The organism is Candidatus Phytoplasma bonamiae (genome assembly GCF_030586845.1).
GTDB lineage: Bacteria > Bacillota_I > Bacilli_A > Acholeplasmatales > Acholeplasmataceae > Phytoplasma > Phytoplasma bonamiae.
The window spans coordinates 1-14,174 of sequence record NZ_JAOSIQ010000013.1 but is presented as its reverse complement, the minus strand read 5'-3'; the positions used below and the strand labels follow the sequence as shown (position 1 = coordinate 14,174).

Annotated in this window: 5 protein-coding genes and 1 tRNA gene; all 6 read left to right on the top strand. The window is 23.6% G+C overall.

The window, feature by feature from the left end; all coding sequences use genetic code 11:
* Positions 1 to 1,896: 1,896 nt before the first annotated feature.
* A complete protein-coding gene (locus OC701_RS01610) occupies positions 1,897 to 4,959 on the top strand; it encodes a hypothetical protein (RefSeq protein ID WP_304514359.1) in 3,063 nt (1,020 codons plus the stop codon).
* 48 nt (positions 4,960 to 5,007) lie between these two features.
* Positions 5,008 to 5,541 carry a helix-turn-helix domain-containing protein gene (locus OC701_RS01605; RefSeq protein WP_304514358.1) on the top strand — a complete coding sequence of 178 codons (534 nt, stop codon included), beginning with the start codon at positions 5,008 to 5,010 and terminating at the stop codon, positions 5,539 to 5,541.
* A gap of 291 nt (positions 5,542 to 5,832) precedes the next feature.
* Positions 5,833 to 5,920, top strand: a tRNA-Leu gene (locus OC701_RS01600).
* A 123-nt stretch (positions 5,921 to 6,043) separates the two neighbouring features.
* Entirely contained in the window at positions 6,044 to 10,570 is a 4,527-nt protein-coding gene (polC, locus tag OC701_RS01595; protein WP_304514357.1) for a DNA polymerase III subunit alpha, read from the top strand.
* A 155-nt stretch (positions 10,571 to 10,725) separates the two neighbouring features.
* Positions 10,726 to 12,063, top strand: a complete 1,338-nt coding sequence (locus OC701_RS01590; protein ID WP_304514360.1) for an FAD-dependent oxidoreductase — start codon at positions 10,726 to 10,728, stop codon at positions 12,061 to 12,063.
* A gap of 131 nt (positions 12,064 to 12,194) precedes the next feature.
* Positions 12,195 to 12,551 (top strand): hypothetical protein, encoded by a 357-nt coding sequence (locus OC701_RS01585; protein ID WP_304514356.1) that lies wholly within the window; start codon positions 12,195 to 12,197, stop codon positions 12,549 to 12,551.
* Positions 12,552 to 14,174 lie beyond the last annotated feature (1,623 nt).

Below are 14,174 nucleotides of genomic sequence, written 5' to 3'. Positions count from 1 at the left end.
AAATGAATAAAGAGTTTTGATCTATCTAGATGGAGAAAAACTCAATAAATTATAAATTTTTAGACTAAATCAAATTATCACTTAAATAATCGCCGGATGCTGGGAAACTAGCTTGTCCGGTGGTGTGTGGGGCTTATTATAATAGTTAGAAATAACGAAATGTAGTAATTCTATCACGATTCAAATCCCTCCTCAAACGCCATAAAATAATGAAAATCACTTATTTTAATTCGCAAAAATTTATTAATTAAAATTAATTTATTATTAAATAAAAAAATTTTTTTTATTTAATAATGACAAGGAGAATAAGGGCGCCAAAGAGGCCTAAATTTCGTGCTATCTAACCAATAGCCAGGGCCGATAAACCCTGAAAGGATATGGTCGGTTTATCAGACGAAAGAATGATAGATTATAGCAGACCATAAAAGCGGGTTACGACGAAAGCAAATTAGTCAAGAAGACACTGCCACCGAATAATTCCATGGAGAAGCCTGAAATGGCCTAAGAAGGAAATTGATGTAATCCTTGAACCTGTCTCGGAAGTTGCTGAAGCGGACAGTCTAGAGTCTACTAATATAGAATTATTTGTATTGAGTAGTTTATCACCTAACAAACCTGGAATCTTACCATTTATTAGAATGGTCACTTCCCCTAAAGAATTAAGGTAGAAATTTAGCGTAACTTGGAGAATCCTAAGACTAAGTAATTCAATTTACAGATCAGGAAATCAAAGCCCTGATAGTTAAGGATAAAGAATCTGTTTAGTAGTCGTAAGAGTAAATCTAGTTTTGGAATAAGCTAGCTAATCGTCTTACCAAGAAGAGAGTTAACCACTCTTATAGGGCGAAAGCAGAAAGTAATTTATTGTTTATTCATGGAGACCATATAGACAAAAGATCTATGAAGTGTTAGTATCGCAACTTCTTCGGATAATGAATAAAATTCCTGACCAATCTTTAAAACAATATATATTAAAACAAGAACTCAAATGGGCAATGAACTACTTAATTAATACTTATCTCGCGTTTAATCCGGTTGCTTACCAATAATGGGACAGGAACACCAGGAATAGACGGGAAAACAATTAATGATATGGATTTTAAACAAATTAAAGAAATATCACCAAAAATATGTTCACAACCAATATAACCCGAAAATCGGTTAAAAGAGTTCGCATTTCGAAGGGAAAGGATAAATCGAGACCACTCGGAATCCCCGCCATGCAAGATAGAATTATCCAGAAAGCCTTGGAACAATTATTTATAAAGGCGAGATAACCGAAATAGCCATCAATCACAATCTTTTCCAAGAACGAACCAGATTAATTGATAGGTTAACAGCACGAAAATGTGGAAGTCTACCAGTCAGAAAATCAATCCCTGGAAATTCATCATTTCGGAACCATTAGAAACGCTCATTGGCAAAGGGCGATGAACAAAAAACAATTGTCCTTTGTCAGGTTTGTCACTGTAAAAAGACCAACCAACAATAAGGGATATTAGAAGATTCAAAAAGAGTAAAAGGTCAAGAATAAAAATTTAACTAGTGGTGACACGAAGTTAAACCCGGAACAGGGATAAATTATGGAAAGCGGTGTGCTGGGAAACTTGCTCGCACCGTTTGGACGGGGGCTGTTGTCTATTTGAATTTTGGAGTAAAGCTCGTCCAGTTTAGAAGGAGGGCGGGGTTGTTTGTGATAAATATTAGAAAGATAAATTCTGATATAGAAACATAAATAATCTATCTCTATTTTAATTAATTAATTATTATTTTTAAATTTTTTTATAAAATATCATTTATTATTTCATTCTATTATCGAATTATATTTTTAAAATTAAAAATCAATATATAATAAGTTCAAACGAGAATATTTTTCTCTAAGGAGTTTTCGATATAATGCATGAAAAAAAATTTAAAAATGATTATATTAATTGTTTAGATAATTTATCCAAAGGAAATTATGATCCTATAATAAATTTTTTAATTCAAAAAATAATTAATTTGTGTCAAGAAATTCAACAAATAAATTTATTCAATGATAACTATATGAAAGATTTTTTAATTTTTTTACCTATTTATAGTGCTACTCCTTATACAAATTTAACTCCTCAATTTGCGTCTAATATTCCTCAATTACATTTGGATTATCATTATAATGTAGATATTTTAAAACAACAACTAAGTAAAAATTTAGAAAAATCTAAGTTAATTACAACTAATAAAGAAATTTCTTTGAATCAAGAATTTAAAAAAAGAAAACAAAAAAGTGTTTTGCAAAAAAGTCGAATTATTAAAGAATATAATATTCAAAAAGATAAATTGAATTGCAAATATAATCTGGATTTGGAAAAGTTAAATTTATTAGAAAAAGATTTACAACAACAACGAATGGAACAAAATAATTTTTTTACAGAACAATATTCTCAAGTTAATCAAAAATATCAAAAAAATATTTCAGATATTTATGATTTTTTTCATCAAAAAATTGTTATTTTAAATCAAAAAATTAAACAATTAAAAGATATTTTTAATCATTCTTTGGAAAATATGAAAAATTTTTACCAAAATCAAATTCAAAAATTACAAGAAACACAAAAACAACAAGAGATTGATTTTTCGGAAGAAATTAAAAATGCTTTTAATGTTTTTCAACAAAAAATAGAAATGCATAATAAAATTTTTGATCAATTAAAACTTGAATTTATAAAACAACAAGAAATACTTGGGCAAAAAAAACATAAAATTTGGGATCAAAATATAAGAGGATTTTTTTTTATTCATCCGATGTCTTTAAATAGTTATCCTATTATGATGAATTTAATGCGAGAATTTTTTGTTTATCAACAAATGTATTTGATGCGTTTGTATGATTGGCGTTTCCAATATATGAAATTTAAACTTATTTATAATCGTAAATTGAATATTATTGAATATAAAAAACATATTTTTCAAAAAATAAAAAATTTTCAGATTAACAATCTTGATTTGATCAAAAAAAAAGAGCAAAAATTAATTTATAATAATTATTTACAAAAAATTGATAATTTAGAAATGGACTTAACTTTATTAAAAATAAAAAAAAAATACGGCATAATTCAGGAAGAAGTTATAGATGAACAACATAAACAAAAATTATCTTATGAACATTTGCAAAAAAATTTTATTTTAATTGAAAAATTAAATGATATACAATATCAAAAAGATATATTATTGTTGCAAAAACAAACTCAAGAACGTAAATTTTTGCTAAAAATGCAATTACAAATGAAAAAAATCCCTTTAAAAATGAAATATGATCACGAAATGTTTGAAAATCTTCAAGAAATACAAAAATTACAAGAAAAAATTTATAATTTACATTATCATCAAGAATATGAAATAAATTTAAAAAATATTATTTATAAACAAAAAAAACAAAATTATTTATATAAAGTTAAAATACCAAAAATTAAAATTCGGGATATTATTGCTAAAAATAGTTTTATTAAACAAAAAAATTTAATAAATGTTATATTATTTAATAATTATTTAAATAAACAAAATCAAACGCATTCTAGAATTTTGCAACAAATTAAAGAAAATTTAGATCTTTTTTGGAATTTGTATTCAAAAACAATTAATAATTATTTTTCTGTAATTAATTTAAACTTAATTTATAAATTAAATAAAATTTTTATAGAAAATATTATAGATGAACATTTTAAATATCTTTATTTGTTGAAAATAAATATGTTCGATTTACGATTAAATAGGATAAAACAAAAAATTAATTTAAATAAAGTAATTTTAAATTTTTATAATCAAAATATTTCATTTATTAGTGTATTAATGCATCAGATGAAATTAAAAAATTTGGATAAGAATACACAATTTTTAATTTTTTTCGAAAAAAAAATGAAAATTTATGAAAATATAGGGAATTTTTTCAAAAAAAAAATGAAATATTTAGAATATCAACAAAATAAACAACAACAATTAAAACAAAAAATGATTAATAAATTAAAAAAGCAACAAAATCGTTTTGTACAAACTAATAATTTACTACAATTTCAAATGTTTCAATTAACTATTAAACTTAGAAGTTTTTCGGATTCTAAATTTGGGCATCGTATTTTATATTGGTTTTATTTCAATAAAATGAAAAATAAATGGTCATATTATTATGATCATTTAGAATTACCTAGAAGTTTTTTTGGTCAAGAATATAATAATATTAAAGAAGAAATTTCTCATATACAAAAAATTCAATCAGAGGAAGAACATTTTTTATTAAAAGAAAGTGAATATATTATTGATTGTATTTCTCAGGTATTTTTTGATATTACTCGAATAATACATGATGATAGTTTAAATGATATTATAATTAAATACCAAAAACAAGAAAAACAACTTCATCATGATATTAGTTTATATGAAAAACAAAACAAATTAAAATTAAAAGAAATGAAATGGCAAATAGATTTAATTCAAAATAATTTAAAAGATTCTTCAATAGAAATAGATAAAGATTTCATTAGCCAAAAACAAAAAATTGAAAAAATATATGATAAAAAAACAAAAAAAATTAATTATGAATGCAAAAATCAATTATATCTTTATCAAAAACATTTAAAAGATCAAAATCATCGTAATAATCTCTTTAAAATGCACAAAAATGATGAAATAGACAAAATTTTATTTAAACATTTGCATCAAAATAAAGAAATTATTACAAGCAATAATCAATTGTTTAATCAAATTAATAAAATTAAAATTTATCAACAATTTCAAATCAAAAAAATATTGTTTTTACAAAAAATTCGTTTAATTTTTTTAAAGTTTTTTTGGTGGTATAAATTTTATAAAAACAAACAACTTTTAAAAAAAGATTTTAATAAAAATTTAATTATTTTGAAACAAGAAATGTTAATTAAATTTATGCGATTATACAAAAAATTAATTCAAATATTTGGTATTTAATTTTATATTATTTTTTAGTACAACATATGAGGAAATTAGAATAATAATATGTATATAGGTGATAAAATTCGAAATTTGAGATTGCAACAACAATTAACTCAAAGAGAATTGGCTCAAAAAATTAATATGACTACAGGTTATATTTCGCAGATTGAAAACAATTTAATCTTACCTTCTTTAAATACTTTATTTTTAATGTTAAAAATTTTTAAAATTTCAATAGTAGATTTTTTTAAATATGAAGAATCTATAATAGTTATCAATAAAAAAATAGATTTCAATATTCAATATAATTCACATTTGAAAAATAAAATTTATCATATTTTTAAAAATTTAGATAAATTTAAAATAGAACCGCTTATTATTGAACTTAAACCTCAAGGTCAAACCGAATTACAACTTAAATCTTTGAGTCATGAATTTTTTTTTGTTTTAGAAGGAGAGGTTTTTTTAATTTTAGATAAATTACATTATTTATTGAAACAGGAAGATACTTTATATTTAGGTTCTAATAAAGAATATTATTTTGTAAATAATCAAAATCATAAAAATGCTAAAATTTTAAAAATAATTATTTTTTAAAAAAATAGTTATGATGATGTGAAAATTATTATCTAATTTGAATAAAAATATTAATTATATTGTTTTTTTTTAAAATTAATTATGTAAAATGATTAATTTTATAATTTTTTAGAGAATTGTTTTGATTTTAAGAAATTTATTATAATTATAAATTATTTAAAAAAATAGGATTTTTTAAGATAGACAAAAATTTTTTAGATAGTTTTTTATGAGATGTTATGATATAATTTTACTATATAATTTAATTAGTATTATTAATAATTTGTTATAATTGATTTATTATTAATTAATGCTGATGTGGCGGAATTGGTAGACGCATTTGACTCAAAATCAAACAAGTGAATAACTTATATCGGTTCGAGTCCGATCATCAGTACCATACCATCCAAAAAAATTATTTTTTAAAGTGGCATGAAATTATTCATGTTTTTTTGTTTTATATATGAAAATTCGGAATAATAAAGCAAAAATAAAGAATTAATAAATCAAGTTGAGATCGATAATGAAGCTTTATTCAAAATTTATAAAATTTATTGAAAATAAAAATATTCAAAATTTCCCATTAATAGAAGTTGTAGTCAATGATAAACAAATAAATAGTTGGGATTGTTTTTTCCAAATAGAGGAATATCCTGAAGAAACTATACATTTTGATTTTTTTGAAAAAGAATTTCAAAATTTTTTTTTAAAACTATTAAGTGAAGATTTAGAAAATTTTGTACAATTAAAACCTTTAATTAATGTGCATTTTCTTATTCTAGATTGGAATTTGTTGAAGGATAATAGTATTTGGAAAAAACATTATCAATATATGTTGAATAAAGTTATGACAGGTTTTTTTATAGATAAAAAATTTGAAATTTTTTTTCAAAAAACTCCTGTTTTGGATATAAATAATAAAAAGTGTTTATTTGAAATACAGGAAAAAATATTAGATATTTCGGAATTAAAATTAGAATTATTTAAATTAAAAGATTTATTTATGAAAAATTTTCATTTTGATTTTGATTTTGATTTGTTAGATTATAAAACTAATATCATTGATGAAATAAAAACAATAAATCAAAATATAAATGTTCAAAAGACGTCACTAATAAAGAATAAAATTAAAAATATTTCTTTATCTAATTTTAAAGAAATCCCTATTGTTTACCAAGAAATGTGTAAGTTTTATGAAAAATTTTCACAAATACAAATTCAAGGTTATGTACAATTTATAGTTAATAATGATAAGTATGGAATGTTTTGGATTAGTTTTTATTTGGTGGACCCTGTTAGTTTTCAAGATTCTATATTAGTTACGAAATTTTTATCTAAAGATATAAAAAAAGCCCAAATAGAACGTGATGATTTACTTAATGTTTTAAAAGAAGGGATATTAATATCAGCTACTATTGAAATTAAAAATAAAGTTAAAAATTTTTATTTTAATTTAAAAGATTATAAAATTTTAGATTCTTCTTCGGTTTTCTTTAAAAATATGGATAATTATCCTGGTAAAAAGCGAATTGAATTTCATATACATACTAAAATGTCTAATCTAGATGCCATTACTAGTGTTAAAAATTATATAGAATTAGCGGAAAAATGGGGTCATGAAGCTATTGCTTTTACAGATCATGATGGCTTGTATGCTTTTCCAGAAATTTCTAAATATATTTTTGATAAAAATATTAAAGCTATTGCAGGAGTAGAATTAGATTTTGTCGAAGAAAAACCAATTTTTATTACTAATCAAGATATTAATTTGAATAAATTTTCGGATTTTGTTTTGAAAAATCATTGTTATATAGTTTTAGATATTGAAACTACTGGTTTGTCTAAGGTTCGAGATAGGATAATTTCTATAGCTGCTGTTAAAATTAAAAATGGTAAAATTATTGAGTTTTTTGATGAATTAATTAATCCTGGGACAGATATAAAGATCAATCGTTTTATTCAGGAATTAACCAATATTTCTAATGATATTTTGTTAAAAAAACCTCATATTAAAGACATTTTTCCAAAATTTTTAGATTTTATTAAAGATTGTCCTGATTATGTTTTAGTAGCTCATAATGCTAGTTTTGATATTGAATTTTTACAAGAGACAGCTAAAAAAATCAATTTATCTTGGCCTGTATGCCCTATTATTGACACTTTAACTTTAGCTCAAAAACATTTTAATACATCTTTAAAATATTTTTCTTTAGAAAAAATTGTTAAAGCTTTTAAAATTAAACTTGATTCGGAAGGCCAATATCATAATGCTTTATTCGATGCTCGCGCTACTGCTCTTATTTTTTTAGAAATGTTAGAAAAATTAGAAAAACAACAAATATTACATTTTTATGATTTGCAAGGTGCTTTGGATATTAAATGGGAGAGATCTTATCATGTAAATATCATTGTAAAAAATAAAAAAGGTTATAATAATTTATTTCATTTAATGAGTGATGCTTTAACTAAAGATTTTTTAAAAAAACCTCGTTTATTAAAATCTAATTTTGAAAAATATAGAGAAGGTTTATTAATTGGTAGTGGTTGTTTTGATAGTAATGTTTTTAATATTGCTTTATATAAAGATGAATATGATTTGGCTAGAGCTATTTCTTATTATGATTATATTGAAGTACAACCTCCTCAGGCTTATCGTCATATTATTTATGATTTAAATGGTTCTTCAGAATTTGATAAAGATAATTCATATGGCCTTGGTATAATTAAAGATACTATTTTGAAAATCATTAAAGAAGCTCAGAAACAAAATAAAATTATTATAGCTACTGGTGATGTTCATTATTTATATCCTTATGAAAAGATTTTACGTGAAGTTTATATTAATGCGAAATTAATTGGTGGCGGTTTACATCGTTTATCGAAAATCCCTTCGGAATATTTGCCTGATAATTATTTTTTAACTACTCAAGAAATGTTAAATGCTTTTAATTTTATTGATAATGAACAATTGAAACAAGATTTAGTCATTAATAATACTCATTTATTAAATCAACAAATTGAAAAATTTCAATTTTTTTCTAATCAACTTTTTAATATTCCTGATGATATGTTTTTAAAAAATTTAAAAATTTCTAGTATTAGAGCTGAAATGATGAATTTGATTAATGAAAAAATTTTTCATTTATATGGTCAAGTATTACATCCTAATGTTAAAGATAGACTTGAACAAGAATTATCTGTTATTTTTTCTAAAGATAATTTTGAAAATAATAATATTGCTGCGATTTATTATTTGTCATATTTATTAGTGAAAAAATCAACTGAAGATGGTTATCCAGTTGGTTCACGAGGTTCTGTGGGAGCTTCTTTGATAGCTAATATTTTAGGAATTACTGAAATTAATCCTCTACCTCCTCATTACCGTTGCTTTATTTGTAAATATATTATTATGAAAACGAGTTTAATCGAAATTCAAAATGTTGAATATCAAAATTATTTGAAATCATACCCTTTTGTTATTGATATACAAAAACATCAAGAACATTTTACAAATGTATTTTCAGGTTATGATTTACCTAAAGAAAGTTGTTCTGTTTGTGGTCAAATTTTTATTAAAGATGGCCAAGATATTCCTTTTGAAACTTTTTTAGGTTTCGGCGGTAATAGAAAACCAGATATTGATTTAAATTTTTCTGGAGATTATCAAAATAAAATTCATAACTATCTTAGAGAGTTATTAGGCGAAAATTGTGTATTTAGAGCTGGAACTATTCAAACTGTAGCGAAACAAAATGCTTATGGTTATATTAAGTCTTTTATGGAAGAAAGGCGAATTGTAATACGCGATAACGAAAGAGACCGCAGAGTTATAATGATTGAAGGTGTAAAACGTTCTACAGGTCAACATCCTGGTGGTATTGTTATCATTCCTAAAGGTTTATCTATATATGATGTTACCCCTATCCAATTTCCAGCTAATGATGTTTCTTCTGAATGGAAAACTACTCATTTTGATTATCACGCTTTAGAAAAAAATTTATTTAAGTTAGATATTTTGGGTCATGATGATCCTACTTTAATCAAATTTTTGATGGATGATGTTCTTCAAAATCCTTCTCATTTCCCCTTTAGAAGATTTCAAGATATTCCCGTAGATGATAAACAAGTTTACGAAATTTTCGCTAATAAACCGAAATGTCAAACTTCTCAAGCAATTCCTGAATTTGGAACACCTTTTGTTTGTAATATGTTGAAAGACATTTACTTAAAAGAAAAAAAATTTAATTTTTCTACTTTAGTTAAAGTATCGGGTTTATCTCATGGTACTGGCGTTTGGTCAGGTAATGCCCAAGATCATTTAAAAGATGATAAAAGTATTTTTGATTTGATTACTTGTCGCGATGATATTTTAAATTATTTAATTTCTAAAGGTTTAGAAAAATTAATAGCTTTTGAAATTATGGAATTAGTTCGTAAGGGAAAACAAAATCATGATAGACAAAAATGGCAAAATTTATCTCAAATCATGCGTAAACATAATGTAGATGATTGGTATATTGAATCTTTACAAAAAATTCAGTATCTTTTTCCAAAGCCACACGCTGCTGCTTATGTTTTAATGGCTTTGCGAATAGCTTGGTTTAAAGTTCACGCTCCTTTGCTTTTTTATAAAGGTTATTTTTCTACTAGAGTTTCACAATTTGATTATGACAATATGATGTTGCCGCCTGATAAAATACAATTATTTTTAAAAAAATCTAATGAGAAAGAAATGACATCCGTTCAAAAAGAAAAGTTGCATACTTTAAAGATTGCTAAAGAAATGAAAGATAGAGGTTATAATTTTTTGCCCATTGATTTAAATAAATCTGAAGCTAATTTGTTTGTTATGGAAATATCATCTAATTCTTTAATTATGCCTTTTATTACTATTGATGGTTTAGGCCAAGTAGGGGCTAATAATATTGTTAAAGCGCGTGGTGAAGTATTATTTACACAACAAGATTTTGAAAAACGAGTTAAATTGAATAAAACAATTTTAAAAAAATTTTATGATTTAAATTTAATTAAACAATTGCCTTTAGAATAAGATTTTGTTAATTTTAAACTATAAATTAATTTTTTATATATGTGTTATAATTTAATTGTATATCTTTTATAATTGTTTATTTATAAAAACTAAAATTAACGGAAAATTATAAACAGAATTTTAATAGATAAAAAGGTGATATTATGACTAAAAAAATGAAAGTTATAGTGGTAGGTTGTACTCATTCAGGTACTGCAGCTGTTAAGACTATTCGAAAAACTTATCCATATGATAATATCGATATTACTGTTTATGAAAGAAATAATAATGTTTCATTTTTATCTTGCGGTATAGCTTTATATGTTGGTGGAGTTGTTCAAGATAAAAAAGGTTTGTTTTATTCTAATGCTAAAGAATTATCTACATTGGGTATTAATATGTGTTTAGAACATGAAGTACTTCGAATTGATTTTGATCAGAAAAAAATTTGGGTTAAAAATTTGCAAACTAATGAAGAATTTTTTGATTATTTTGACAAATTAATTCTATCAACAGGTTCTTGGCCGGTTATTCCTAAAATTGATGGTATTAATTCTAAAAACTTATTTTTATGTAAAAATTTTGATCATGCTAAAGAAATTATCCAATACGCTAAGAAAGTTAATAATATTACTATTGTAGGTGCTGGTTATATTGGTGTTGAATTGGCTGAAGCTTTTTCTTTGCAAAATAAAAAAGTCGTTTTAATTGATGCTGAAGATAGGATTATGTCGAAATATTTAGATATTGAATTTACTACGCCTGCTCAACAACAATTTACTAAACATAATGTTCAATTAGCTTTAGGACAAAAAGTTTCTCAATTTGTTATTAAAGACGAATTAGTTACTCATGTAAAAACTGATAAAGATACTTTTTCTACAGAAATGGTTATTTTATGTATTAGTTTTGTTCCTAATTCAAGTATCGCTAATAATTATTTAAAAATATCACCTAACGGCGCTTTTATTGTGAATGAATTTTTACAAACTTCTCATCCTGATGTTTATGCTTGCGGTGATTGTATTAATGTATTATATAATCCTTTAATGGATTATAAATATATTCCTTTGGCTACAAATGCTGTTAAAACAGGCACTATTGTAGGTTTAAATATTAAGGAAAATAGAATAGCTTTTTCCGGAGTACAAGGTACTAGCGCTATTAAAATATATGAACTAAATATTGCTTCTACAGGAATTACAGAATATGTAGCTTCGCAATTAAAATTAAATTATGATGTTGAAATTATTAAAGATGCTGATAAACCTGAATTTATGCCTGATTATAATGGAGTTATTTTTAAGATTATATTTGAAAAAGACACTAAGAAAATTTTAGGTGGTCAAATTTTATCGAAATCTAATTTATTAGAACAAATTAACACTTTGAGTTTATGTATTCAAAAAAAGATGACTGTGGACAGTTTATTTTCTATTGATTCTTATTTTAATCCTCATTACAATAAACCTTTTAGTTTATTACAATTAGCAACTTTAAGGTGTTTAAAATAATTCAAATTTTTATTCGGTGTTATTTTTTTGAAAAACTTTATTTGATTTATTCTAAATAAAATAGTTAAAATCATATATTTTTTCTTACAATCGTGTTTTAAATAGAAATTTGCTGAAGAGGTTTTTATCTTATGTTTTTCAAATTATTTAATATTATGTTTTTTATTATGTTTAATATTTTTGTAGCGTTATGCGGAACTCTTCTATATCAAAAAGCTTTAGAAAATGAACCGATTTATAAAATGAAAATTTCGTATAATTCCGAAGAAATTGGTGCAATTTATAATAAAGATGATTATCCTCAAGTGCAAAATCCAAATACAATAAATACAATTATTCATAAAATGACCAAGAAAGATACTGTTATTACTAATTATGATAAATTATTACACTATTGGTTAGGATTTACTAAATCATCCCTTGTTTTTTTGCATAATTTGAATAGTGAATTTTTATCATCTTTGTTACCTACAATTAAAAAAAATTAATCAATATTTATTTATTGATTATATTTTTTTTTAAATTAAAATATAAATGGGGATGTTTATTGGTTTCGCCAAAATTAAAAAGTTTTATTTGTCATAACTTGGTTGCGCAAGTAAAAACGTTCGAGGTTTTTAATAAACGGCAATAAAGAAAATAAAATTAGTCAAAAAAATGACTATAAAAACATTTTTTTCTCTAATTATGAGAAAAATTTTGGTATGATTCGCGCAACAGCGTAAGCAATTATATTTATATAATTTTTGATTTTGTTTTATCAAGTGATTTTAAAAATATCTAGGTTATTCATTAATTAGGTATTTTAAAAAATTAATATTATTATTGTTAAATTTTACATTTATCAAATATTTTTGTTTGTTTTTTATCAAAAACAAAATAATTATGTACAACAAATAAAACTGATTAATTTTGTACAGGGGTTCGAATCCCCTCATCTCCACCATTTATATATTATTTTTTTATAAATATTTTTTTTATTTTATTGGGAATATTTTTTATAAAATTAAAGATTTTAATCTTTATAAAACATCAATTATTTTTTATTTGTTATTATGTATTTTCGCATTCAATAAAAAAATTTTTATAATTAATTTATTAATTTATTTATATTTGCCCCTAATATGAAGCGTCCAAAAAGTTTTTAAGGGTAAACCTGAAATGGCCTAAGAAGATAAGCGAATGTAATAACAAAACCTGTCTAGCAAACTACTATAAGCGAGCAGTCCGGAGTCTATCGAAATATCTTCTAAGTGTTAGGTAGAGTTTATCAATGAACAAATCTGGAATCTTACCATTTTTATCAAAATTGTCCACTTCCCCTAAATAATTAAGGTAGAAATTTAGCGTAACTTGGAGAATCCTAAAGACGAGTTATTAAATTAACGAATAATGAGATTAAAGTCGTCATTATAGTCCAAGGAGAAAAGCGACTTTTTAGTAGTAGTCGGAGAAGTAAAACTGGATTTGGAATGATCAAGCTAATCGTCCTCCCTGGAAAATGTCTATTTAATAAATATTAAAAAGATATTTTTGTTTCAAAAATTTTATAAATTATATTCTTAATTTGGTTTCAGATTTTTTTGTTATTTTGATAAAAATATATAACAAATTATTTAAGTTATTTTTTTGTAAAAATTTTTTTATTTTTTGTGTGTAATTTTTAAATAATTGAAATATTTTTAATAATTTTGTTAATTTTTTATAGATTTATTGGAGTTGTTTAGGAGCCAAAGAAACCTAAATATCAAGTTCACTAACCCATCGCCAGTGCGATATAGAACGGTTCTTGAAAGAAAACCACCAAGAATTACAGCAGTTCTTAAAACTGGTTTGTGATGAAGTAGTTAGTCAAGAACACGCCGCCATCGAATGGTTTTAAGGGTAAAGTCGAAAAATATTTAGTTAAGTTATTATTCCTGAGACCTGATATATATATTGATAAAAACCGATCTTTTGTTTGGGATAATTTTGCCATCAAAAATTTATTTAATTCCAAATACCAGGGAACAATTATTAATTCTTGATTTTAAAGGTATCTCAGAATAAAGTTGGGAACTTAGAAATAAAAAAATCTCGTTGTTAGAAGAGTGTCTAAAAAATGATTTCAG